The organism is Pannonibacter phragmitetus DSM 14782, from assembly GCF_000382365.1.
Lineage (GTDB): Bacteria > Pseudomonadota > Alphaproteobacteria > Rhizobiales > Stappiaceae > Pannonibacter > Pannonibacter phragmitetus.
The window spans coordinates 316,907-341,512 of sequence record NZ_KB908215.1; the positions used below are offsets into that span (position 1 = coordinate 316,907).

At 61.5% G+C, this 24,606-nt stretch carries 24 protein-coding genes; 5 read left to right on the plus strand and 19 right to left on the minus strand.

Annotation, left to right across the window (positions count from 1 at the left end):
* Positions 1-103 precede the first annotated feature (103 nt).
* The gene (locus H163_RS0101485) at positions 104-586 is read left to right on the plus strand and encodes a DUF5330 domain-containing protein (protein ID WP_019962766.1); all 483 of its coding nucleotides are present in this window, start codon (positions 104-106) and stop codon (positions 584-586) included.
* Positions 587-850: 264 nt separating this feature from the next.
* Positions 851-1,282 (plus strand): SufE family protein, encoded by a 432-nt coding sequence (locus tag H163_RS0101495; protein ID WP_026355333.1) that lies wholly within the window; start codon positions 851-853, stop codon positions 1,280-1,282.
* Here H163_RS0101495 and H163_RS21925 read toward each other — a convergent pair.
* From H163_RS21925 to H163_RS0101560, 12 genes are all read right to left on the minus strand, one after another.
* A complete protein-coding gene (locus tag H163_RS21925; RefSeq protein ID WP_019962768.1) occupies positions 1,245-2,087 on the minus strand; it encodes a DUF6456 domain-containing protein in 843 nt (280 codons plus the stop codon). The genes H163_RS0101495 and H163_RS21925 overlap by 38 nt on opposite strands.
* The gene (locus H163_RS0101510; RefSeq protein WP_019962769.1) at positions 2,084-2,410 is read right to left on the minus strand and encodes a helix-turn-helix domain-containing protein; all 327 of its coding nucleotides are present in this window, start codon (positions 2,408-2,410) and stop codon (positions 2,084-2,086) included. Before H163_RS0101510 ends, H163_RS21925 begins: the two co-directional genes overlap by 4 nt.
* Positions 2,411-3,226: 816 nt before the next feature.
* Entirely contained in the window at positions 3,227-3,643 is a 417-nt protein-coding gene (locus H163_RS0101515) for a Ros/MucR family transcriptional regulator (protein ID WP_019962770.1), read from the minus strand.
* 448 nt (positions 3,644-4,091) lie between these two features.
* The gene (gene mnhG, locus H163_RS0101520; RefSeq protein ID WP_019962771.1) at positions 4,092-4,451 is read right to left on the minus strand and encodes a monovalent cation/H(+) antiporter subunit G; all 360 of its coding nucleotides are present in this window, start codon (positions 4,449-4,451) and stop codon (positions 4,092-4,094) included.
* The gene (locus H163_RS0101525; protein WP_019962772.1) at positions 4,448-4,804 is read right to left on the minus strand and encodes a cation:proton antiporter; all 357 of its coding nucleotides are present in this window, start codon (positions 4,802-4,804) and stop codon (positions 4,448-4,450) included. Before H163_RS0101525 ends, mnhG begins: the two co-directional genes overlap by 4 nt.
* A complete protein-coding gene (locus H163_RS0101530; protein WP_019962773.1) occupies positions 4,801-5,277 on the minus strand; it encodes a Na+/H+ antiporter subunit E in 477 nt (158 codons plus the stop codon). Before H163_RS0101530 ends, H163_RS0101525 begins: the two co-directional genes overlap by 4 nt.
* On the minus strand, positions 5,274-6,878 hold the full coding sequence (locus tag H163_RS0101535) for a Na+/H+ antiporter subunit D (protein ID WP_026355334.1): 1,605 nt from the start codon (positions 6,876-6,878) through the stop codon (positions 5,274-5,276). The genes H163_RS0101530 and H163_RS0101535 overlap by 4 nt, the downstream gene beginning before the upstream one ends.
* Positions 6,879-6,881: 3 nt before the next feature.
* Positions 6,882-7,259, minus strand: coding sequence for a Na+/H+ antiporter subunit C (locus tag H163_RS0101540; RefSeq protein WP_019962775.1), 378 nt, complete (start codon positions 7,257-7,259; stop codon positions 6,882-6,884).
* Complete coding sequence (locus tag H163_RS0101545) at positions 7,259-7,678, minus strand: Na+/H+ antiporter subunit B (RefSeq protein ID WP_019962776.1); 420 nt, start codon at positions 7,676-7,678, stop codon at positions 7,259-7,261. The genes H163_RS0101540 and H163_RS0101545 overlap by 1 nt, the downstream gene beginning before the upstream one ends.
* Positions 7,678-10,056 (minus strand): putative monovalent cation/H+ antiporter subunit A, encoded by a 2,379-nt coding sequence (locus H163_RS0101550; protein ID WP_019962777.1) that lies wholly within the window; start codon positions 10,054-10,056, stop codon positions 7,678-7,680. Before H163_RS0101550 ends, H163_RS0101545 begins: the two co-directional genes overlap by 1 nt.
* A 402-nt stretch (positions 10,057-10,458) precedes the next feature.
* Complete coding sequence (locus tag H163_RS0101555) at positions 10,459-10,893, minus strand: DUF1284 domain-containing protein (protein WP_019962778.1); 435 nt, start codon at positions 10,891-10,893, stop codon at positions 10,459-10,461.
* 66 nt (positions 10,894-10,959) lie between these two features.
* On the minus strand, positions 10,960-11,562 hold the full coding sequence (locus H163_RS0101560) for a superoxide dismutase (protein WP_019962779.1): 603 nt from the start codon (positions 11,560-11,562) through the stop codon (positions 10,960-10,962).
* Positions 11,563-12,035: 473 nt separating this feature from the next.
* Between H163_RS0101560 and H163_RS21930 the strand changes: the two genes are divergently transcribed.
* Positions 12,036-12,617, plus strand: coding sequence for a thermonuclease family protein (locus H163_RS21930; RefSeq protein WP_147290402.1), 582 nt, complete (start codon positions 12,036-12,038; stop codon positions 12,615-12,617).
* Positions 12,618-12,627: 10 nt separating this feature from the next.
* On the opposite strand, the gene H163_RS23510 is transcribed toward H163_RS21930, so the two are convergent.
* Both H163_RS23510 and H163_RS0101575 read right to left on the minus strand, forming a co-directional pair.
* Positions 12,628-12,981: an NHLP leader peptide family RiPP precursor gene (locus tag H163_RS23510; RefSeq protein ID WP_019962781.1), complete on the minus strand. Its 354-nt coding sequence runs from the start codon at positions 12,979-12,981 to the stop codon at positions 12,628-12,630.
* 164 nt (positions 12,982-13,145) lie between these two features.
* The gene (locus H163_RS0101575; protein WP_019962782.1) at positions 13,146-13,541 is read right to left on the minus strand and encodes a winged helix-turn-helix transcriptional regulator; all 396 of its coding nucleotides are present in this window, start codon (positions 13,539-13,541) and stop codon (positions 13,146-13,148) included.
* A 216-nt stretch (positions 13,542-13,757) separates the two neighbouring features.
* Between H163_RS0101575 and H163_RS0101580 the strand changes: the two genes are divergently transcribed.
* Positions 13,758-14,612, plus strand: a complete 855-nt coding sequence (locus H163_RS0101580; protein WP_040677938.1) for an SDR family oxidoreductase — start codon at positions 13,758-13,760, stop codon at positions 14,610-14,612.
* A 68-nt stretch (positions 14,613-14,680) separates the two neighbouring features.
* Here the strand turns inward: H163_RS0101580 and H163_RS0101585 are convergent, their stop codons facing one another.
* The 4 genes from H163_RS0101585 to H163_RS0101600 all read right to left on the minus strand — a co-directional run bounded on the left by H163_RS0101585 (position 14,681) and on the right by H163_RS0101600 (position 20,084).
* On the minus strand, positions 14,681-16,306 hold the full coding sequence (locus H163_RS0101585; protein WP_019962784.1) for an ABC transporter ATP-binding protein: 1,626 nt from the start codon (positions 16,304-16,306) through the stop codon (positions 14,681-14,683).
* Position 16,307: 1 nt separating this feature from the next.
* Entirely contained in the window at positions 16,308-17,435 is a 1,128-nt protein-coding gene (locus tag H163_RS0101590) for an ABC transporter permease subunit (RefSeq protein ID WP_019962785.1), read from the minus strand.
* 9 nt (positions 17,436-17,444) lie between these two features.
* The gene (gene oppB, locus H163_RS0101595; protein ID WP_019962786.1) at positions 17,445-18,368 is read right to left on the minus strand and encodes an oligopeptide ABC transporter permease OppB; all 924 of its coding nucleotides are present in this window, start codon (positions 18,366-18,368) and stop codon (positions 17,445-17,447) included.
* A gap of 129 nt (positions 18,369-18,497) precedes the next feature.
* Positions 18,498-20,084: a peptide ABC transporter substrate-binding protein gene (locus tag H163_RS0101600; RefSeq protein ID WP_019962787.1), complete on the minus strand. Its 1,587-nt coding sequence runs from the start codon at positions 20,082-20,084 to the stop codon at positions 18,498-18,500.
* Between the two features lie 406 nt (positions 20,085-20,490).
* Between H163_RS0101600 and H163_RS0101605 the strand changes: the two genes are divergently transcribed.
* Positions 20,491-22,302: an ABC-F family ATP-binding cassette domain-containing protein gene (locus tag H163_RS0101605; RefSeq protein ID WP_019962788.1), complete on the plus strand. Its 1,812-nt coding sequence runs from the start codon at positions 20,491-20,493 to the stop codon at positions 22,300-22,302.
* Between the two features lie 61 nt (positions 22,303-22,363).
* Here H163_RS0101605 and H163_RS23515 read toward each other — a convergent pair whose 3' ends face one another.
* Positions 22,364-24,367 carry a HAMP domain-containing methyl-accepting chemotaxis protein gene (locus H163_RS23515; protein WP_019962789.1) on the minus strand — a complete coding sequence of 668 codons (2,004 nt, stop codon included), beginning with the start codon at positions 24,365-24,367 and terminating at the stop codon, positions 22,364-22,366.
* Between the last annotated feature and the right edge of the window lie 239 nt (positions 24,368-24,606).

A 24,606-nucleotide genomic window follows, 5' to 3' on the forward strand; every position in this document is an offset into this window, starting at 1 on the left:
GAGAAACGCCGCTTTTGGATGTACCGGTTAATGTCGTGCCATAACAAAACCGTCAGCCCATGGCACGGAGACTGGCGGAACCGGAAAACTGAAGGGTAGCGCAATGTTCTTCCTCGTCAGGAAAGCCCTCTGGCTTGTCTTGGTGCTGGCGATGGTGCCGTTCTTCGCCGGCAAGGATCAGGCAGGCGGCTTCAACGTCGACCCTGTGGCGGCTTTCATGGCTGCTCAGGCAACCGTAAGTGATCTGACAGGCTTCTGCGGCCGCAATCCGCAGGCCTGCGAAACCGGCGGCGAGGCCCTTGCGGCCATCGGCGCCAATGCCCGCGACGGCGCAAAGCTGGTCTACCAGTATTTCGACGGCGCAGAGGCAGGAAGTGGAACAGACGATCCGGCGCTGGCAGCGCAGCCTGCCCCCGGCGACGTCACCAGCTCCATTCCAGCCACGGATGGCACATCCGGTGGTGAACTCAGCATCCCGTCGTGGCATCTGCCTGCGCCGGAGATCGCACAGCAGAATTCCTCCGTTCCGGAGGCTTCCTTTGGGCCGGTGCCACGGCCCAATCCCAGGTCAGTCCCCCGGGTCTGACCGACCCTGCTGCGGCACCGGGCCTGTCATTCCGGACCGCAGTGGTTTGCGCCCGCATGACCAGACCGGTCCCCCGTCCTGACCCGGGGCCGGACTGGAGAGACGGAAAAACTCGGTGGCCATGCCGCCGCGCCGCAAGTGGATTGCTGCCCCTTCCACTTGCGGCGTCTTTTTTCCCGCCGCCATGCCGGGCACCCTTGCCTGACGGGCCGCAACGTCTATATCTGCGCACCTGACGTGCTCCAGAAAGCGGAACCCCGGCACATGACCGCCAGTCTTGACGAAATCCTCGAGAACTTTGAATTCATCGATGACTGGGAAGACCGCTACAAGTATGTCATCGAACTGGGCCGCGCCCTGCCCGCCTTTCCTGATGACCAGCGCACGGAAGACAACAAGGTGCGCGGCTGCGTGTCCCAGGTCTGGCTGGTGACCCAGGTCACGCGCGGCGAGGATGGCAGTGCCATTCTTACCTTCCTTGGCGACAGCGATGCCCTGATCGTGCAGGGTCTTGTCGCCATCGTGCTTGCCGTCTTCTCGGGCCATTCAGCCAAAGACATTCTTGCGACCGATGTGGACGCGATCTTTGCCCGCATCGGTCTCAAGGATCATCTCACGCCGCAGCGCTCCAACGGCCTGAAGTCCATGGTCCAGCGCATCAAGGACGACGCGGCCTCGGCTCTGGCTGGGGTGTGACAGCCGGGCCGCGGCATTTCCGGAGCGCCTTTTTCGCTTCCGCCATGCCGTAGTGGGACGCCAGGGCAGACAGGCCGATCCCCAGCACCACCTTTGCAGAGCGGGCAGGCCAGCCCCTTTCCCGCTCGACGGTCTCCAGCCCCTTGAGCAGGCAGCAGACATCCACCAGCACGCCGCCAAGGCCCCGGCCGGCGGCATCCAGCGCCCGTTCCACCCGGAGCCTTGCCGCCATCACATTGTCGCTCATGTCCGCCCCGGCCGGGCCACGGCCCGTATTGCGCCCGCCGCCGGCTTCCGTGCGCCAGCCGCCGGAAAGGCCCGGCATCATTGCCGCAAATGTAAAGTCTTCCCGCAGGCGTTCACCTGCCTCGACCTGCGCTGCCGTCAGCATCGCCTTGCCTTGGCCGTCCTTTCGCCGCGCCAGCCAGGCAAGAGGGCTCTCCGCCAGATTGACCGTCACCCGGATCGGGCTGCCATCGCCTGTTTGCAGCATGACCGGCTCGCGGACCTGATGCTGCAGCTGAAAGCCGTCGCCGCCGCCGCTCAGCATCCTGCGCACATGCAGGCGGCCTTCAGTCGAGAGCCTCAATGCGCCATCCGGCGCCTCCCGCGTCAGGCCCAGATGCTTCAGGTCCAGGAGCACCCGCACCGTCACAATCATCTGCCGGCGCTTGCCCCCGGTGTCCTGGCGTCCCTCAAGCCGTACCGGAGCCTCTTCCTGACCGCTGCCGGACACAATGACCGCCCCTGTCGCGGCCAGAAACTTGAGAACCTTGCGTCCTTCGTCTGTCAACGTTCTGCTCATCGGAATCCCTCCCAGCGGGCCAGTCCATAAACCGTCATGCCACCAGCAATCAGCTGCTCGATTTTCAGGAGAACGCCGTCGACATGAGGATCATCGCGCCGGTCCTCCCATTTGCGGCAGGCGTAAGCCACCGTGGACCGGTCCCGGCCGTAGTAGTCGCCGACCTCGGCACAGGAGAGGCCAAGGGCAACATGAGCCAGATACATCACCAGCTGCCGGGCATCGGCAATCAGCCGGACGCCGCGGCGCTGACTGAGCAGCTCCGGCGGACTGATGCCATAGACTTCGGCGACCAATCCTTCGATCAGCAGAAGCCGGGCCATGACGGTTCTGTTCCTCACTTCTCCCGCCTGTCCCCCGTCACCACCCTGACGCTGCTGCCGGATAGAAGTCCTCGCTACGCACTCCATCACCAATCTCCCCGTGGGCTTCCCCGTTAGGCTTATATTCCTACATAATACGTCAGCAATCCGGGGTGAGGGATAAGTTTCCTAGCAACCTTTAAGGGCGCGCAGATATCCGCCATTTCTCCCCACGCCTCCCGGCCAGGTGATGATGGATAAATTCCTGACTGGCACCCCAGACAGGACACCGGAGCCTGAGCCTCTTTGATGTCTGAGACGTCAGCATCGAAGCCTTGGCAGCTCCTTTAGGCGTGAAGGGAGCCCGGATGCATGAACCGCCAGTGCCGGACAAAGTGTTCTGGATGCGCCTTGAGCGTCTTGGGCTTGGAACAGGGCTGCCGGAGCAAAGGGCAGCAGCCAATGGTCTTCCGGTCCTGCTGCTCCGCCTGATACGTGCCATGCGGGCAGAGCGGGCAAGGTGCCGTCAAGGGCACTGGACAGGCGACATCAACCGCCTTGCCGGACTGCGCTCTTCCTTCCGCACATTGTGGCCCCTGCGCCACTCTTGCCGCCGCTGAGTTTGCCCTGCCGGCGGCTCATCTCAAGCAATTCGAACAGACAGGGGAGCCAGCTTTTCATCTCAAATGGCTTCACGCCAAAGAGACAGCACTCTCACCGCCATCTCTTTCAGTGCCGCGCCTGAAGCTTCAAGGATACCGGCCCCAAAAAATGCAAAAGGCCGCTGCGGTTTCCCGCAGCGGCCTCGAATTCATCCCTGCAGTGCAGGGCTGACAATTACTTGACGCGCTTGCGCTGCTGACCCAGACCCATCTTCTTGGCCAGTTCAGAACGTGCAGCGGCGTAGTTCGGAGCAACCATCGGATAGTCGGCCGGCAGGTCCCACTTCTCGCGGTATTCTTCCGGGGTCATGTCGTAGTGCGTGCGCAGGTGACGCTTCAGCGACTTGAACTTCTTGCCGTCTTCCAGGCAGATGATGTAGTCCGGCATCACGGACTTCTTGACCGGAACGGCCGGCTTCAGCGGCTCCGGCTCCGGCTCGACCTGGGCGCCAGACGTGCGCTGCAATGCACCGTAAACTTCGTTGATCAGGCTCGGAAGCTCAGTTGCCGCTACGGTATTATTGCTCACGTAAGCGGAAACAATCTCAGCGGTCAGGTCGATCAGGTTTGCATCTACCGGCGTGTCAGTCATTTCTCACCCATCTCGTAAATTTGTCGCGTGTTCGCATTCCTGCACAAACCCAAGGTCTTCAACAATCGACGCTTTACAGCACAAGCTTACTTGGGAAGCGCGACGAGAAAATTTTGATTCTTATGCAGAGGCAACGTATTCGAGCTTATATAGATGCTTCATTCATTGGACAAGCCCTAACAAACAAGAAAAAAGTAAAACGGCCTGTTTTCAACGAAACGCCTTCGTTATCTGTAGTCCAAATTTGTCCATATTGTGGTAAAAACCCGCAGTAGAGCCGTCCAACAGCGGCATTCCCGCATTCAAGGCAGGGCCAGCCTTTGGTTGCATCCAGACTGGTTTTGCTAGCTTTGAGCAGGCTGACACTTCCCTGCAAAAAGTAAGGCCCGGCGCATAACACCGGGCCTTGCAACAAGCACTTGCCTCTCCTGCCCTGCGGGCCCGCACGTCAGGTTTTCTGCTGCTTCTTTTTCTGATCAAGAAGCGGAGCGAGGACGTCCATTTTTGTCACCGCGCAGGGCCGGTATCCGGCTGCGAGAGCCGCCTTGGCCACCAGATGCGCGGAAATCGGAGCCGTCAGCAGAAAGAAGACAACACCCGCGATGGCTCTGGTGATTACATCGAGTTCCCTGGCGTGCAGGGCCAGCGCGATCAGCATCAGCCCGGACCCCAGGGTCCCGGCCTTTGACGCGGCATGCATGCGCGAGAACACGTCGGGAAAGCGGATGAGGCCAAGTGCCGCAGCTGCCGCAAACAGCGCTCCGGCGACCATGAGGAGGCCACTTGCGATTTCGATTGCAGCGTTCATTTTCCAGCCTTTCTGCGGGCGAGATTTTCCTTCACCTCTGCGGAGATGGTGGGATCACCGACCTGCCCCCGGTTCAGGATGAAGCGCGCCAGCGCCACCGTGCTGAGGAAACCGACAAGGCCAAGCGTGATGGCAATGTCCACGTAAAGATAGAATTCGGTCGCAATGCCGATCACGGCAATGAAGCCTATCGCGGTCGCCACCAGCATGTCGAGGGCGACAACCCGGTCCGGAAGGCTCGGGCCGAGCACAGTGCGCACCACCGTAACGGCAAAGGTGAAAACCAGAAGCGCCAGCGAGATCTGGATGCAGACCGCGAGGAAGTTTTCGGCAAAAAGGTCAAGCGGACTCAACGGAAGGCCTCCATGATCTTGCGTTCAAAACCGTTGCGGATGTCCGCAATGGTCCCTTCCGGATCAGGAACGTCGATGCAGTGAATGTAGAGTACCTTCCGGTCCTCGGAGACATCCACGGACAGCGTTCCCGGCGTCAGTGTGATCAGATTGGCCAGAAGCGCTATCTCGAAGTCGCTTTCGACCCTCAGGGGAAACGCAATGAACCCCGGATTAAGGTCAAGTTTCGGCCGGGTCACAATCCGCAGGACGCGCCAAGCCGACATGACCAGTTCATAGAGGAAAAGCAGGATCAGCCCTATGACGCGCGAAGCACGGCGGAAATATCCGCCCGTGTTGATCTGCTCGCGGATCAGGTAGAGAGCCCCCAGCCCTAGCACATAGCCGAAGGCGAGATTGACCACCGAGAAGGAGCCGGTCACCGCCCCCCATGCGGCAGCCAGCAGGATATTGACGAGGAACAGGCCGCTCATGCTGCACCTCCAAAGACAGACAGGAAGTAACCGGCCGGATCGATCAGGCCGCCGGCACCGCGCATGGCGATGTTCATCAGCCATTCCGGCGCAAGTCCGAACAGGACAACCAGCGCCGTAAGTGCGCCAATCGGGATCCAGAGCGCCGGAGAGCCAAGACCGGAAGCCTGTCCAGCAACCACGGCGGTTCCACCGCTGTGAAGGGCCACCCGGGTGCCGTCACCCGTTCCCTCAGGCCCGCCGCGCCAGAACGCATAGATCCACACACGGCCCACGGCCATCGAGGTCAGGAACCCGGTCACGAGGATGGCGGCTGCCAGCCAGGACCAGCCGGTTTCAAGCGCGGCATCGACAAGGATCAGCTTGGGCCAGAAGCCCGAGAAGGGCGGCAGGCCGGCCACGGCAAAGGCAAGGATCAGGAACACGGCCGCAAGGGCCGGGCTCTCGCCGTAAAGGCCGCCCAGCTTGCGCAGATCATTGCTGCCGCACATCGACGCCATCACACCGGCGGCCAGATAGAGCGCCGTCATGACGATGATCGAATGCACTGCATAGAAGATGCTTCCGGAGATGGCCGCAGGCGTGCCCATGGCAAGGCCCGCCAGCATCGAGCCAATGCCGGAAATGACCAGATAGCCCAGCAGACGCCGCACATCAGACTGGGCCAGCGCACCGATAACACCCACCAGCATCGTCAGAGCCGCCACCCAGGCAATCACGTCACTCATGTCGGCGCGAACCGCCGGCATCAGCATCACCATGACGCGCAGCAGCGCATAAATGCCGACCTTGGTCAGAAGACCGGCGAATATCGCCGAAACTGCGACACTGGGGGTATGGTAGGATGCCGGCAGCCAGGCGTTCACCGGGAAGGCAGCTGCCTTCATGGCAAAGGCCAGGAAATACAGGGCGCCGATGGTCATCACCGGGCCGGAAGGCTCAGCATCCGCCAGCTTCATGCTGACATCGGCCATGTTCAGCGTGCCCAGATGTCCATAAAGCAGGCCGGTGGCAATCAGGAACAGGTTGGTGCCGATCAGGTTCAGCACACCGTATTTCACGGCGCCGTCCAGCTGCGCCCTGCCATTGCCCAGCACGAGAAGACCGTAGGACGAGATCAGCAGCACCTCGAACCAGACATACATGTTGAAAATGTCGCCGGTCAGAAAGGCGCCGCAGGCACCGGTCATCAGGAACAGCAGGAACGGAAAGAACCCGTAGCGCCGCCCGGAGGTGTCGATGGTCCCTGCCCCATAGATGCCCGCGCAAAACGCCACGACAGAGGCGATGAAGGCAAGGGTTGCCCCCAGAGGATCGGCCGTGAAAGCAATGCCGAAGGGCGGCAGCCAGTTGCCCATCACCATGGTCACGACACCCGCCCTCAGCACATGGGCCAGCAGCGCGCCTGTAGTCAGGACCAGGAGACCGAGAAAGAACAGCGCCAGCTTCGGCTGCAGCGATGTGTTCTTGCGCAGCAGCAGGCAGAGTGAGCCGCCGATGATGGTGAGAATTGAGGGAGCGACGATGAGCCAGTCCGCCGCCGTCACCGGCGCGGTGGTCATAGCCTGAGAAATATCAACCGAATAGGAAGGTCCGGCCATGGATCAGTACCCCTGCGGAGGACCGGCTTCACCCTTGGGCTCGGCAACGCGCATGTCGTTCACGTCATCGGTGCCCAGTTCCTGATAGGTGCGGTAGGCCAGCACCAGCAGGAAGGCGAAGAAGGAGAAGGAAATCACGATGGCCGTCAGCACGAGGGCCTGCGGCAGCGGATTGGCGGTCGCCTGAGTGACGGTCGCCTGATCCAGCGGGATCAGCGGCGGCACTTCGCGGGTCAGGCGGCCATTGACGAAGATCAGCATGTTGACCGCATTGCCGAGGATCACGATGCCGATCAGCATCCGCACAAACATGCGCGACAGCATCAGATAGACGGCCACGGTGAAGAACAGGCCGATGAGGATAGACAGTCCGGCTTCCATCAGTCGCTCTCCCTTTCCTCAAGCGCGAGCGCGATGGAGCCGAAGGCTCCCACCACGACGAGATAAACGCCAATGTCGAAGAACATCGGCGTGGACAGATCCACGTCCGTGCCGAAGATATGCACGGCAGCCCACTGGCTCGTCATGTAGGCTTGTCCCATAAAAGCCGACAGCAGTCCGGCAACGGCAGCCAGCAGCAGACCGAAAGCCGCAAGGCTCATCGGATGCACGCCGATGGCCCTGCGGACACCTTCGACACCGCAGGCGATGCCATAGATCGCCAGGGCTGAGGCCGCGATCAGGCCGCCGATGAAGCCGCCGCCAGGCTCATTGTGGCCGCGCAGCAGCACGAAAATGGAGAACAGCACCATCAGAGCCGCGATATAGGGCGCAAAGGTGCGGAAGATGATCGTGCGCATCAGCGTGCCTCCGCAGGCTTGGACTTCGTGGTCTTGCCGCCCTTGCCCGTCTCGGGTTCCGGCTTGGTGCGGACACGGATCAGCGCCAGAACGGCAAGCCCGGTAAGGACCACCACCGCGATCTCGCCCAGCGTATCAAAACCGCGGAAGTCGACGATGATCACGTTGACGATGTTGCGGCCATGGGCAATCACGCGGCTGTACTGGCTGAAGAAGTCAGACAGACGCGCATCGAACGGCTGCTGCGTGATGGCCAGAAGCACAAGCGTGAACCCAAGGCCGACGGCGACCGCGATGCAAAGGCTGACGATCCGCGCAAGCATCGGGCGATGGTCGCGGGGCGAAAGATTGAGCCGGGTCATGACAAGGGCAAGGATCACCACGGACAGGGTTTCCACCATGAACTGGGTGAAGCTGAGATCCGGAGCACCAAACAGCATGAAGATCAGCGCCACCGCGAAGCCCTGGATGCCGAGGGTCACGATGGCCGTCAGGCGGGTGTTGGCGAACAGAACCGCCCCCAGGCCAGCCACAGCGATCAGGATCACAGCCCATTCATAGAAGCGGAACTCGGGCCATTCCGGCACCTGCGGCATGCCATTGGCAAAGATTGCCGGCAACAGCAGCGCTGCCCCCGTGGCGAGGAAGACGACGGCCATATAGGTCTGCATCGAACCGCCCTGCAGCAGGCGGGTGATGCCGGTGGAGAGCCTGACGATGGCAGCCACAAACTGGTCGAAGCCCTTGTCCGGTCCCCAGCCGATGGCCTTGAGGACACCGGCCACCGCCGTACGCAGGCGGCCCAGCATCAGGAACAGCCCGATCCCCAGAGCGACGGTGATGATCGACAGGATCAGCGGTGCGGAGATGTAGCCGGGGATGAGATGCAGTTCCACGGCTGTCTGCGCGCCCATCAGGGAGGACAGCATCGGCCCGATGAACAATTCGCCCGTCGAATGGGCCAGCAGAGCGGCGGCAAGACCGGTCAGCGACAGCACGACAGGTCCGGCCCACAGCAATGCGGGACCTTCATGGGCATGTTTGGGCGTATGCACCTCGGGTCCGAAGAACGGCTTGATGGCGACAGCTGCCGCAATCACCAGCATCAGCGCATTGCCCACCACCGCCACGGCGGTGATCAGCAGAGCGCCACTGGAGAGCCCCCAGGTGCCGTAATACAGCACTTCCTTGGCGATGAAGCCGATGAAGGGCGGCAGGCCCGCCATGGAAAGCCCTGCGAGCGCGGCAGCCGCAAAGGTGATGGGCATCGCCTTGCGCAACCCGCCCAGCTTCGTCACATCGCGCGTACCCGTCTCATGGTCGATGATACCGGCCACCATGAACAGAGCGCCCTTGAACAGCGAGTGCGCCAGCAGATAGAGCACAGCCCCTTCCAGCGCCTTCTGCGAGCTGGTGCCCGTCAGCATTACGAGAAGCCCGAGCGAGGCAACCGTCGTATAGGCCAGCATCAGCTTCAGGTCGGTCTGGCGCACCGCCAGGATCGTGCCCACCAGCAGTGTGATTCCGCCAAACAGCGGCAGCACGGTCATCCAGACTTCGGTGCCGCCCAGAGCCGGATGCATGCGCATCAGCAGGTAGACACCAGCCTTGACCATGGTGGCCGAGTGCAGGAAGGCCGACACCGGCGTCGGCGCTTCCATGGCATTGGGAAGCCAGAAATGGAACGGGAACTGCGCCGACTTGGTGAAGGCGCCGCCCAGAACGAGGATCAGGATCGGCAGATAGAGGCCGCTGTTGCGCAGCACATCGCCGCCCGCCAGCACCTGCGACATCTGCGACACGCCGGTCACCTGCATGATCAGCAGGAAACCGGCCAGCAGCGCCAGTCCGCCGCCACCGGTCACCAGCAGCGCCTGCAGAGCAGCACGGCGCGAGGCCGCCCTCAGATGGTCAAAGCCGATCAGCAGGAAGGAGGTGATCGAGGTCAGTTCCCAGAAGATGAAGAGCGACAGAAGGTTGTCGCTGGTCACCAGCCCCAGCATCGCCCCCATGAACATGAACAGGAACGAGAAGAAGCGTCCCTGCTGCGGATGCCCCTTGAGATAGCCGCCCGCATACAGAATGATGAAGGTGCCAATACCGGAGATCAGCATCGCAAAAAGGGTCGAAAGCCCGTCCAGATAAAAAGAAAGGGTGACGCCATAGGCGGGCACCCATTCTTTAGCGACGGTATAGACTTCGCCTTCGGACACACCCGGCACGAAGCGGGTGAAGTGCAGGAAGATCAGCAGCGGCACAAGGGCAAGCAGCCAGGCCGCATTGTGCTTCAGCACTTTCGTGGCGATTGGGGCGATGATTGCAGCCGCGAAGGGCGCAAGCACGGCGAGGATGGTCGTGTCGAGTGCGGCGGGTGTCATGCTCACTCTTCGGCTAGGGCAAATTGCCAATACATGCAAATCGGGACTCTCAGTGTAGCGGCCGAGAGTTAAGATTTTTGATCGAGTTAGGCTCTGTCCGGGCTCTGCACAAGGGAGCAGAGACCAATTTTCGCCATAATCGCAAAACCGCGCGCCCTTGCTTTGCTGCGCTGCGGAATGAGAGAGCGCTGAGCAGAGCTTTTACGGCGGCAGATGCTACTTGTACGGTGCTTTTATACTGCATCGCACAACCAGAACTCTATCTTCACAAACAAGGGGCGAATCAAACACTTGCCGGGTCGCAGCAACTCCCGATGAGTTTGACTTGCCGGGAGTTCGCCAAACCCGTGCAGCGGCTGAGCAAATTCGAAGCGTGATGCGCTGGCATCGAAGGCCGTCGCGTCAGTTCCCCGTCCCTTCCATAAACCGGGTCCCTTCAAACCCCGCCTCGGCAACCTTGTCGCACAGGCCGGACCATTCGCAGCCATTGCAGGCCGGGCGCAGTTCGCCCGAAGCAAAGCCATCCTGCATCCGGTTCAGCATCGCTTCGTCCACGATCAACTCGCTGCCAGCCTCCAGCAGCCGCCCGAGAAGAGATCCGGCACTCTCGAGAGCCAGCCGGTCACGCTCCAGAACGCTGTCACGGTGACAATGGGGAGCGTCTGTATCCAGAAGCGGCGCACAGATGTCGTCGGGCCCCTGCACGATCAACACTGGCTCACCCGCCCTCATCCGCCGGATCACCTTCGCATAGTTGGCGACGAAGCGGGGGGAATAGCCCTCACCCACAAAGGTCAGCATGCACAGCAGATGATGCCCGCGAAGCCGGATGGTCATGCCCTCTCCCCGCCTTGAACGCCAAAAGGCCCGGCACAGGGCCGGGCCTTTCAACGAAACGGAAGCTTACTTGGTTGCAGCTTCGTACATTTCCAGGACGTAGTCCCAGTTGATCAGATTGTCGACGAAGGCCTCGAGGTACTTCGGACGGGCGTTGCGGTAGTCGATGTAGTAGGAGTGCTCCCACACGTCGACGCCGAGGATCGGGGACGCGCCCTGCACCAGCGGGCTTTCGCCGTTGGCGGTCTTGGAGATGATCAGCTTGCCATCCTTGACGGCAACCCAGGCCCAGCCGGAGCCGAACTGGGTGGTGCCGGCAGCGATAAAGTCGGCGCGGAACTTGTCATAGCCGCCCAGATCGCTGTCGATGGCCTTGGCCAGAGCGCCCGGGATGGACTTGCCGCCACCATTCGGCTTCATCCACTTCCAGAAATGGATGTGGTTGTAGTGCTGGCCTGCGTTGTTGAAGAGGCCGGCGTTCTTGCCGAAGCTCTCCTTGACGATCTCTTCCAGCGTCTTGCCTTCGAGGCCGCTGTCCTTCAGCAGGTTGTTGCCGTTGGTCACATAGGCCTGATGGTGCTTGTCGTGGTGATACTCAAGCGTCTCCTTGGACATGTAGGGACCAAGAGCGTCATAGGCATACGGCAGTTCGGGAAGTTCGAAAGACATGGCAAATCCTCCTTCAGGAAAGCTGTGGTGCGGCCCGGCTGCATTCAATCATGCTGGCCCGGCCCTTCCGGAGCTGCGGGGAAGCAGCTCGCGCCGGGATGCAAAATAGGCGTCTTCTCGCTCGTGAGCAATGCACCCGGGCAAATAAAAAAATATTTTTCTTGGTTTATTAGCTGGAACCATTTCAGGCGCGCAGCGTTCTGCGCCTCCCCGCGCTCACAAGGACGAAATCCGTGCGTCCTTAAAACCGGAAGCAAGATCTTAACAGCCCGTTAACCCTTGCTCCCCAGACTTCCCGCAAAGCCACATAGGCCTCGCCTGATTCCGGGATTACCGCCTTGAAAACACACGCAGTCCGGCCATCCCTCCGGAGCAGTCTTCCGCTTGGCGCGCTGGTTTTAGCCGCATGCATCGCCGGCGGCGCAGCCCCGCTCACGTTTCAGGCACTGAAGGTCACGGACGGCGATACGATCGTGCTGAACGGTGAAAAAATCCGCCTGGAAGGGATTGACGCGCCCGAGATGGCACAGCGCTGCCTGACGCCAACAGGTCAGGAGTACCGTTGCGGCAAAGAGGCGGCAGATGCACTCAGAACATTCCTTTCAAACGGACCGGTGGTTTGCAAGGGCGCCACGCTTGATGACTACGGCCGCCGTTTGGGTACCTGCTATTCCGGCGCGCTCAACGTGAACGCGGCCATGGTAGAGAGTGGCCACGCCTTCGCATTCATCCGCTATTCCTCAAGCTACGTTGCCGAAGAAAGCCGTGCGCGCGCCGGCAAGGCGGGCATGTTTGCAGGCAAAGCCGAAGCCCCCTGGGATTTCAGGGCAGCCAAGTGGCAGAACGCCAGCGCCCAACGGCAGGTGCAGGCCTCAGCAGACGCGCAAAAGGAATGCCCGATCAAGGGCAACATTTCCAAAGGCGTACGCATCTACCATATGCCCTGGTCAGCCTCCTACGCCAAAACCAGCATCAACGAAAGCAAGGGCGAGCGCTGGTTCTGTTCGGAAGCCGAAGCCATTGCTGCGGGCTGGCGGGCACCGCGCGGCAGCTGACTCTCAGCCCTCAGCGTTCACACTTCTTCGCAACTATGGCAACCGTGCTCGCCAGCGTTTTTATCGTCAAGCCGGGAACCATCCCCCCGGCTGCCAGATCGAGCATTTCATCCGGCAACTCGTCAATCTCCAACGGGCGCGGCAGCACAAGAACGGCCTCTCCAGGCTGCTCTTCAATAACCCGGATGGCGTAACCCGCAACCGGATTGAACCCCAGCAGCTCTTTCAGCGCGCCTTGCGGGTCACGAACGAGGCGCCCCCGGAAGTCCGCATCCTCCAGGGCCTTTTGCACAAGAGCAGCCTCAACCTCCTTGCGTGCACTCTCGATCTCACCGGGCTGAGAGCTGGCAGTTGCCACGGACATATGTTTCCCTCCTGATGACGGCAGCGACCGGAAGAGCCACTGCTCCAAGGCCGCTCAACGAACGTGAAGCAGCTTGAAGCAGGAAAGCTTAGTGCGCAGAGGCAACGAAGCGGAAAAAGACCCGAAAAGTGCCGGCCCCTGCCTCTTCACTGAATCAACCTGCTTCAGCGGCTCGTCCGCTCGGCCTTCGCCGCCATGATGTTGGGGGTGTTGACCTCCAGCCAGTCTGCCAATGCCCGTACACGCTCCGCTGCCTCGCGGCCCAGCGGCGTCAGGCTGTATTCCACATGCGGCGGCACCACGGGCAGCGATACCCGGTCGATCATGCAATCTCCCTCCAGCTGCTGCAGCGTCTGCGCCAGCATCTTCTCGCTTACACCGCCCACCTTGCGGCGCAACTCGCTGAAGCGGTGCGTGCCCTCCAGCAGCGCCAGCAGGATCAGCACACCCCAGCGGCTGGTCAGGTGATTGAGAATTTCCCGCGACGGACAGGCCACGCTGAACAGTGCGCCCCGGCGCATCAGCTCCGAAAGCGGCTGCCCCGTGACCAGATCCGGCATGACATCCACACACCCGGCTTCGGAAGAGATTTTTTCATCTCTATCCAACCCGCTGTTTTCCATATCTTTTCTCCTGAAAAGCACATCCGGCAGACACGCCCTTCCACTAACTTACCAAATTGTATGTACTTTCCAAAAGAAAGTACATAGCGCATATCTGCCCCATTGCACCGCTCCGGTGATCCCGCCGGAGCGCTTCAACAGATGGAGCCGCATATGAAATTCGCCATCACCGGCGCTTCCGGCCAGCTTGGCCGCCTCGTTGCCGAAGCCCTGCTTGCCACCGAACCGGCAGCCTCGCTGCGCCTGCTCGTCCGGTCCCCGGAAAAGGTTGCCGATCTTGCCGCACGCGGCGCCGAAGTGGCTGCCTTCGACTATTCCAGGCCCGAAACCCTCGCACCGGCGCTTGCCGGTGTGGACCGTCTCCTGCTCATCTCCGGCAGCGAAGTCGGCCAGCGCGTGCCGCAGCACAAGGCCGTCATCGAGGCTGCGAAGGCAGCCGGTGTAGGCCTCGTCCTCTACACCAGTGTCCTGCGCGCCCAGCAGTCCGGCATGATCCTCGCCGGTGAGCACAAGGCTACGGAAGACATGCTCGAGGCATCGGGCCTCGATTATGTTCTGCTGCGTAACGGCTGGTACATCGAGAACTACCTGTCCGCCGTGCAGGCCGAAATCGCCCATGGTGTCGTTGGCGCCTCGGGAGAAGGCCGCATTTCCGGCGCAGCCCGCGCCGACTATGCCGCGGCTGCCGCTGAGGTCCTGCGCCAGGGCGCCCCGTCCGGCACCATCTATGAGCTGGCCGGCGACACCTCCTTCAGCAAGGCCGACTACGCCGCCGAGCTGTCCCGCGCCTCCGGCAAGCCGGTCACCTACACCAATCTCCCGGAAGCAGCCTACAAGGACGTTCTCGTGCAGGTCGGCCTGCCGGAAGGCTTTGCCGCCATTCTGGCCGACTGCGACACCTGCACCGCCAAAGGCGATCTGGAAGACAACAGCAAGACCCTGTCCAGCCTGACAGGCCGGCCGACAACGCCGCTGTCCGTCATGGTCGCAGAGGCCGTGAAGGGATAACCCCCAACCGCCTTTCATGCTGCAGGACCGCTCCCGGCAATCACCGGGAGCGGTCCTGTCTTTGCCAATCACACAGCCGCATGCGCCGTTGGCAGCATGGCTGCGGCAATCAGACGGCGCGTATACTCCTCGCGCGGCGCCTCGAACACGTCTGCCGCAGGCCCTGCCTCGACGATCTTGCCGTGCTGCATCACCATCACCGTGTCCGACATGGCCCGCACCACCGCCAGATCATGGCTGATGAACAGATAGGTCAGACCATGGGCACTCTGCAGGTCGCGCAGCAGCGTCACGATCTGCTTCTGGATCGTCCGGTCCAGCGCCGATGTGGGCTCGTCCAGCACCATCAGATCCGGCTTCAGCACCATGGCGCGGGCGATGGCGATACGCTGGCGCTGGCCGCCGGAGAACTCGTGCGGATAGCGGTTGCGCATCACCGGATCGAGTGACACCTCTTCCAGTGCCTGACAGGCCCTGCGATCGCGCTCGGCCGCGCTCAGGCCCGGCTCATGCACCAGCAGCCCTTCGGTGATGATCTGGCCCACGGTCATGCGCGGGCTCAGCGAGCCGAACGGGTCCTGGAACACCAGCTGCATATGCTTGCGCAGCGGCCGCATCTGCGCCTTGCTCTTGTCCGAGATGCGCGTGCCGTTGAAGAACACACGCCCATCAGAAGGCATCAGCCCCAGCAGCGCCCGGCCCAGCGTCGATTTGCCCGAGCCGCTCTCGCCCACGATGCCAAGCGTCTGCCCCTTGCGCACGGTCAGCGAAATGTCGTTCACCGCCTTCAGGATGAAAGGCTTCGTCAGCAGCCCGCCGCCAAGGGCGAACTCGACCGACACCTTCTGCCCCTCGATCACCACCGGCGCCGAAGCATCTACCGGTGCCTTGGTGCCTTCCGGCTCTGCGTCCAGCAGCATGCGGGTGTAGTCGTGGGCGGGGGTGTCAAAGATCTTTGCCGTAGCGCCCTCTTCCACCACCTCGCCCTTGCGCATCACATAAACGCGGTCCGCAATCCGCCGCACGATGCCCAGGTCATGGGTAATGAACACCACCGCCATGCCCAGCCGCTTCTGCAGATCCGCAAGAAGATCGAGGATCTGCGCCTGCGTCGTCACATCCAGCGCAGTGGTCGGCTCGTCGGCGATCAGCACGTCCGGGTCATTGGCCAGCGCCATGGCGATCATCACGCGCTGGCGCTGCCCGCCGGACAGCTCATACGGATAGGACTTCAGCTTGCGCTCAGGCTCGGGGATGTTGACGAGCTTGAGCAGCTCCAGCGCCCGCGCCTTCGCCTTGGCCCAGCTCAGGCCGCCATTCTCCACCATCGGCTCGCATAGCTGGCGGGAGATGGTGTAGAGCGGATCAAGCGAGGTCATCGGCTCCTGGAAGATCATGGTGATCTTCTTGCCGCGCACCTGGTTCAACTCGCCGGTCTTCAGGCCGAGGATGTTGCGGTCCCGGTAGAGCACACGCCCGCCGGTGATGCCGTTGGACGCCAGCAGCCCCATGGCCGCCATCATGGTCTGGCTCTTGCCCGAGCCGCTTTCGCCCACGATGGCGACCGTTTCGCCGCGGTTGACGTGGATGTCGACACCCCGCACGGCCTCGACCATTCCTGTGTTGGTGCGGAAGTTGACCGTCAGGCCTTCGATCTTCAGCACCGCTTCGTTCTGGTTCTCAGATCCCGTCATGTCAGCGGTCCTTCGGATCAAGCGCATCGCGCAGGCCATCGCCGATGAAATTCAGCGCAAACAGCGTCGAGGTCAGGAAGATCGAGGGGAACACCAGCAGCCAGACGCCGCCCTGCAGGTTGCGCGCGCCTTCCGAAATCAGCACGCCCCAGCTCGTCATCGGCTCCTGGACGCCAAGGCCGAGGAAGGAGAGGAAACTCTCCAGCAGGATCACCTTCGGCACCAGCAGCGTCATGTAGACCACCACCGGCCCCAGCGTGTTGGGGATGACATGGCGGCGCAGGATGCCGGCATTGCCAACGCCCATGGCTTCGGCCGCCTGCACATATTCCTGCCGCTTGATGGTCAGCGTCTGCCCGCGCACGATGCGGGCCATGTCCAGCCACTCCACCGCGCCCACGGCAATGAACATCAGCACGAAGTTCCGGCCGAAGAACACCACCAGCATGATGACGAAGAAGATGAACGGCAGCGAATAGAGCACATCGACGATGCGCATCATCACCTGGTCCACCCGGCCGCCCAGATAGCCGGAGGTTGCGCCATAGATGACGCCGATGGAGATGGCCACCACAGTTGCCAGCAGGCCGATGGTCATTGATACGCGGCCTGCGATCATCGTGCGGGTCATCAGGTCGCGGCCATTGGCGTCCGTGCCGAAGTAGAAATGCAGCTTGCGCACGTCCGCCTTCAGCGTCACCGACTTGCCATCGGCGGCCATGTCCTCAAGACGGGCATTCTGGAAGTAATCGCTGCGGTCCACATACTGCACCGAGCGCGGATCGATCTCGCGCGAGGAGATCAGCCGCACGCTCACCGTGTCCCCATCCCGCTGATAGTTCTCGGCTTGAAGCCGCGCCCGGCGCAGCACGCTCATCAGCCCCGGCTCCACCTGTTCAGGCAGCGGATAGGACTGAAGGCTCGCGGGCACTTTCACGAAGTCACGGTAGACCTGATCGAAGCCATGCGGCGACAGATAAGGCCCGATGATGGAAACAAGGGTGACCACGGCCAGCACGATCATGCTGGCAACCGCCGCCCGGTTGGCCTTCAGCCGGTCACGCGCGTCATCCCACAGGGAGCGGCCTTTCACCGGCTGCGGTCCGCTTGCAGAGGAAGTCAGGCTCATGGCTGGTCCTCAGTCGAAACGCACGCGCGGATCAAGCAGTGCATAGAGCAGATCCACGACGAGATTGAAAAGAATGACGAAGCAGGCAACGATGACCACGGTGCCCATGACGAGCGTGTAGTCGCGGTTGAGTGCCCCTTGCACGAAGTAGCGGCCAATGCCGGGAATGCCGAAGATGGTTTCCACCACCACCGATCCGGTCAGCAGCGCAGCGGCGGCCGGCCCGAGATAGGAAACCACCGGCAGCAGTGCCCCGCGCAGGGCATGCACCACGATGACCGTATAGGCCGACAGTCCATAGGCCCGCGCCGTGCGCACATGGTTGGAGCGCAGCGCCTCGATCATCGAGCCGCGCGTCAGGCGCGCCACCACGGCAATCTGCGGCAGCGCCAGTGTCACCACGGGCAGGATTGCATAGACGTAGTTGCCAGCCGCCCATCCTCCGACCGGCAGCCAGCCGAAGTTGACGCCCAGCACCAGCTGCAGCACCGGTGCCACCACGAAGTTCGGAATGGTCACCCCCAGCGTTGCGGCTGCCATCACGGAATAATCAAGGCCGTGGTTCTGACGCAGCGCCGCAATCACACCCAGCACACCGCCAACGATCAGCGCCAGCACCAGCGCGCTCAGGCCAAGCTGGATGGAGATCGGCAGACTGGCTGCAAACAGCTCGTTGATCGAAAAATCACGGAAGTAGAAGCTGGGGCCGAAATCCAGAACCGCGATATTCTTCAGATAGATCAGGTACTGGTTCCAGAGCGGTTCATTCAGATGATAGATCCGGTTGAGGTTCTCCATCACCTTGGCTTCCAGCGGCCGCTCCAGATCGAAGGGCCCGCCCGGCGCGATGCGGATCAGGAAGAAGGAGATCGTAACAATGAAAAAGAGCGTCGGGATTGCTCCCAGCAGCCGTTCAAGCACGTAACGCAACATGCCCAGACCTTTCCTTCGCCAGCGGGAAACGCTGCCCGGCAGCCTTGAAGCTGCAGGGCAGCGCCCGTCATGACGCAAAGCGGCCAGCTGCCCCCCCTTGCGGGAACTGCAGCTGGCCTTTGTCCTGTCTTACTCGGAAATGCTCATCCAGCGGGTCGGATGCACATCCATGAGGTTCGTCTCGAAGCCCTTCAGCTTCGGCGAGACGAGGTTCTTGGACGCATAGTAGAGCATCGGGATGAAAGGCAGATCGCGCATGAAGATGGTCTCTGCCTCCTTGAGGATGGCAGCGCGCTTTTCGAGGTCCGTCGTGGCGGCAGCCTCGTCCATCAGCTTGTCATAGTCCGGATTGTCGTAGTTCGCGTAGTTGAAGCCGGCGTTGCCGGACTCAACCAGGAACAGGAAATTCTGCGGATCGGAATAGTCGCCGATCCAGCCGGCACGGGCGACGTCGAAGTCCTTCTTGTCACGCAGCATGGCGTAGTGGGTCGCGGTGTCCGTGTTCACCAGCGAAACTTCCACACCCAGCGGCTTCCACATGTCGGCAATGGCAACAGCCGTGTTCTTGTGGTTCTCGGAGGTGTTGTAGTTGATCGTCAGCTTCAGCGGCTTGTCCGGGCCATAACCCGCCTGCTTCATCAGCTCGATGGCCTTCTCTTCGCGGTCGATCTGCGGCAGATCCTTGTAGTCCGCGTAGGCCGGCTCGCCATAATTGTTGATACCCGGAGGAACCAGCGAATAGCCCGCGATCATCGTACCGCCCCAGATCTCGTCCGCAAGGAACTCGCGGTCGATGGCCATTGACAGCGCCTGACGCACTTCCGGCTTGGCCAGCGCCTCATCCTTCATGTTGAGGGCGTAATAGTAGGTGCCCAGATAGGGAGCGGGCTTGAACTGATCAGCCAGTTCCTTCTTGATGAAAGCCATCTGCTCGGTCGGCACGTCGTCGTTGGAATGCAGTTCACCCGCCTGGAACCGGCGCAGTGCCGCGCCACGGTCTTCCGTCGGGTAGTAGAACACCGTGTCGATCGCCACATTGGCAGCATCGTGGAAGTTCGGGTTCTTCACCATCTTGATCTGGGCGTTCGGCGTGAACTCGGCCAGCGTATAGGCGCCATTCGACACCATGTTGCCTGCCTTCACGAAGTCGGTGCCGAACTTCTCGACGCTGGCCGGATGCACCGGCAGGCCGGTCTGGTGGGCCAGCAGATCGACGAAGTAAGGTGTCGCCTGAGCGAGCGTGATTTCCAGCGTGTGGTCATCAACCGCCTTCACACCCAGCTCTTCACCCTGCTTCTCGCCCTTGTTGATCGCCTCGGCATTCAGGATCGGATAGAGGATGGTCGCGTATTTCGCGCCCGTCTCCGGGTTCATGATACGGCGGAGCGAAAACACGAAATCGCCAGCCGTGACCGGATCGCCGTTCGACCACTTGGCGTTGTCGCGCAGCTTGAATGTGAAGGTCTTGCCATCTTCAGACTGGGTCCAGCTCTCTGCAACGCCCGGGATGATCTTGCCGGCAGCGCTGTAGGCAACAAGACCCTCGTAAAGGTCGCGCATGATGTTGCCTTCATAGACCGTCGAGGTCTTGTGCTGATCCAGCGTTTCCGGATCAGCGGAATTGCCACGGTGATAGACCATCTCCGCCATGGCAGAGAAGGAGGTTGCAGCCAGAAGCGCGGCGGCGAGCGCAGTCATCCTTGCGGACTTGAACATTTTAGTCTCCCCTCTTCAACACTTGAAGAGCACCTGGTGCCGGTGCGGTGGCACGTTCCCATGCAGCCCCACCCTGTTCAACCCTGCCACAGGGGAACCTAGGTTGCAGGAGGGTAAAAAAACGGATTCTTTTCGGCAGCGCCAGTCATCCGAAAAATTTTTCCCCCTCTGAAAATTTATGCATTCCGCTCAAACAATCGCCATGCCTACATTCAAAGCAGGTCATTACCGGCAGTTTTCTGCCGTTTGGGCACCCTTTCACGGTACACCTTGGGTTTAAGGCAGAGATTCGCCCCCTGGACCGTTTCCCTCTTGCATGGCGGGCCAAGATGGCGTTCCTCTGCGCCGTATTTTCACGCCGCCATCAACCGGCAGCGTTCCGGCACTCGACGTTTGACAGGACCACATGGCCCCTCCGCTTCTCATCCTGCGTGACATTCATCTCACTTTCGGCGCCACACCTCTCCTGACCGGAGCCGAACTCAGCGTTTCGGAAGGCGACCGGCTCTGCCTTGTCGGGCGCAACGGTTCGGGCAAGTCCACCCTGCTGAAGATTGCAGCCGGCATGATCGAGGCCGACAACGGCGAGATTTTCGTGCAGCCCGGCCGCACCATCCGTTACCTGCCGCAGGAACCGGATCTGTCTGCCTATGAAACGGTGCTCGACTATGTGACCGCAGGCCTTGCTCCCGGTGATGATCCGTACCGCGCGCCCTACCTGCTGGAAGTCCTTGGCCTCACCGGCACGGAAAACCCGAATAGCCTGTCCGGCGGTGAAGCACGCCGTGCGGCCCTCGCCCGCACGCTGGCGCCGGAGCCGGACATCCTTCTCCTCGACGAGCCGACCAACCATCTTGACCTTCCGGCCATCGAGTGGCTGGAAACGGAGCTGAAGAGCCTCAAATCTGCCATCGTTCTCATTTCACACGACCGGCGCTTCCTCGAGAATCTCTCCCGCGCCACCGTCTGGATCGACCGGGGCACGTCGCGGCGGATGGAGCGGGGCTTCGAGCATTTCGAGGCCTGGCGCGACGAGCTTTTCGAGCAGGAAGAACGCGACCAGCAGAAGCTCGCCCAGCAGATCAAGCGCGAAGAGCACTGGATGCGCTACGGCGTCACCGCCCGGCGCAAGCGCAACATGCGCCGCGTGCGCGAGCTGGCAGACCTGCGCGACAAGGCCCGCAACCACCGTGGCCCGCAGGGCACCGCCAAGCTGGCAGCCACCGAAGGCGAGACATCCGGCAAGCTGGTGATCGAGGCCAAGTCCATTTCCAAGGGATATGGCGAGCGCTCCATCGTCTCGAACTTCTCCAGCCGCGTCCAGCGCGGCGACCGCATCGGCCTCATCGGCGCCAATGGTGCCGGCAAGACCACGCTTCTCAAGATGCTGACCGGGGAGCTGGAGCCGGACAGCGGCACCTTGCGCCTTGGCACCAACCTGCAGATGGTCACCCTCGACCAGAAGCGCGAGAACCTCAACCCGCTCGACACGCTGGCCACCGTCCTCACCGGCGGGCGCGGCGATACGGTGGTTCTGGGCACCGAGACGAAGCACGTCATGTCCTACATGAAGGACTTCCTCTTCGCTCCCGAACAGGCCCGCACACCGGTCGGTGTCCTGTCTGGCGGCGAGCGCGCCCGTGCCATGCTTGCCCGTGCCCTCGCCAGCCCGTCCAATCTGATGGTGCTCGACGAGCCGACCAACGATCTCGACCTTGAGACGCTGGATCTCCTGCAGGAACTGCTGAGCGACTACGAAGGCACCGTGCTCCTCGTCTCGCACGACCGTGACTTCCTCGACCGCGTTGCCACGTCTGTGATTGTCTCGGAAGGCAACGGCAAGTGGCAGGAATATGCCGGCGGCTATTCCGACATGGTGGCACAGCGCGGCGATGGCGTGACCGCCCGCAAGGCCGAGAAAGCAGCAAAGGCCGAAAAAGCCCCTGCCCCGGCTGCCACCGAAGCCAAATCCTCGTCAAAGGTGAAGCTCTCCTTCACCCAGCTGCATCTCCTCAAGACCCTGCCGGAGACTGTCGACAGCCTGACGAAGAAGCTGGAAAAGCTGCAGGCCGAGATGGCCGATCCGAACCTCTACGCAAAGAACCCGGACCGTTTCGCCAAGCTCTCCGCCGAAATCACCCGCCTCACTGGCGAAAGGGATGCGGCCGAAGAGCAGTGGCTGGAACTGGAAATGCTGCGCGAGGAAGCCGAAGGCTGAGAAGACACAAAGGCCGGGCATTGCTGCCCGGCCTTTGCTGTTTGACGTGATCGCCTGAGACTTACGCCGCGCGCACCTGTGCGATGAAGCGGGTGACTTCCATCTTCAGCGTCTCCGCGTCCTTGGCAAGGCCACCGGCCGAGCCCAGAACCTGCGATGCGGCAGCCCCGGTCTCTTCCGCCGCGCGGCTGACGCCGGTGATGTTGGAGGAGACTTCCACCGTGCCGGCCGAGGCCTGCTGCACGTTGCGGGCGATTTCCGAAGTGGCTGCGTTCTGCTCTTCCACCGCAGCGGCAATCGTCGAGGCGATGCCGTTCAGCTTGGCGATGGTTTCACCGACATTCTCGATCGCATCCACCGAGGCATTGGTCGCGGACTGGATCTCGGCAATCTGGCCGGAGATTTCCTGCGTGGCGCGGGACGTCTGTTCCGCCAGCGCCTTCACTTCCGAAGCCACGACCGCGAAGCCACGGCCAGCCTCACCGGCACGGGCCGCTTCAATGGTGGCGTTCAGTGCCAGCAGGTTGGTCTGGCCGGCAATCTCCGAGATCATGTTCAGCACATCGCCGATCTTCTGCGAAGCCGAAGACAGGAAGGCAATGCGTTCGCTGGCGGTCTGGGTATCGCCAACGGCCCGCTGGGACATGCTGGAGGATTCTTCCGCCCGGCGGCCGATCTCGTTTACCGAGGCTGCCAGCTGTTCGGTCGCCGAGGCCACGGTCTGCACATTGGCTGCAGCTTCTTCGGACGCCGCCGACACCGCGGTGGACTGCTGGGCCGTTTCTTCGGCAGAAGCGCTCAGCGTGTTGGCCGCAGCCTGCATTTCCTGCGCGGCAGCAGACACCGTCTCGACGATGCCGCCAACTGCCCGCTCAAAACTATCGGCCAGTTCGTTCATCATCCGGCGGCGCTCGGCCTCCTGCTGCCCCTTGACGGCGGCCTGCTCACTTTCAAGCCGTTCCTTCTCGATGCCATTGGCCTGGAACACCTCGACAGCTGCTGCCATCTCGCCGATCTCATCAGAGCGGCCAGAGCCGAAGACCTTCATCGTCAGGTTGCCAGCTGCAACCGCCCGCATGCAGTCCGTGATCGCAGAGATGGCGCGCGAGATGGACATGCCGAGGAAGACAGCAATCGCCGTCATCACCAGCGTGAAGATGCTGGCCAGCGTCAGGGTCGTGGACAGGGTGCTGTCGATCCCGGCAGAGGCCTTCGGCCCCACTTCATTCTGCACTGCAATCACTTCATTGCTAACGGTTTGATAGGCCGTGGAAATGGCTGGACCGATCTTGAAGATCCGCTCGGTCAGCGCCTCCTGCTGGGCCACAACGCCGGTTTCAACGGCAGCCGCCTGCTGGCGCACCTGCTCGAATTCCACCGCAAGTTTGGCTGTCAGCTGAGACAATTTGGCGCTCTGCTGCGCCGCAACAACCGTCTTCAGCAGCGGCTCCACATTTGCATAGCGGGTCTTGGCCGAGGTCAGGTCAGCCGGATCGGCAGCAAGGCCATAGCGTTCCATGAACACCCGGGCGAGCAGAAACTCCTGCAGCGTGCGCGCCGCAGCCGCCAGAACGGCAGCATTTTCTTCGGTGATCGCCGTCTCGATGGTCTCCGTCAGAAGCGCACGGAATTCCGCGCCGTCTTTCTGCAGTCCTTCAAGCCCTTTCGTTGCAGCAGCGTTAGAGGTGCGGAAATCAAGGAAAGCCCGCTCATATGCGACAACATCGCTTTCAAGCGCCTGCAACTCGGCAAGCTGAGGGGAGCCCGCAAAGAACTGGCTGACCTGCGCCTTGCTGGCCTTGAGATCGGACAGCAGTTTCTCGGCCCGCTGCCCATCCGTGTCATTGGGCGACAGCGCATAACGGACAACAGCCAGACGAGCCTCCGTCAGGGTCGTGGCCGATTCAGAAATCACAAGCGACTGCCGGGCCGCTGCCCGGTAGTCATCGAAATAACTGGAGGCGGTCTGCAGGCCATTATAGCCGAGCCAGGAGACCGCAAGGAGTGCAGCGACAGATAGACCGAAGCCGCCGAAGAGTTTGGATCGCACAGTGAGATTTAGCATTAGAACCCCCGGTTAACAGGTCTCTGCAGACTGCGCCAAAACAATATAAACATGGTTAACATCACGATTTAAATCTAAAAATACGGAACAATCACACCTCACCCAGCAAAATAGAGCCCAAAAAAACGAAAACTGGTCGAATTTTACTCCAATATACAAATAATAATAAAAGTCACATTTAAAAAATACACAGAACAAACTCTACGGAATGAAAATCATTCATACTCATCACAGAAAGA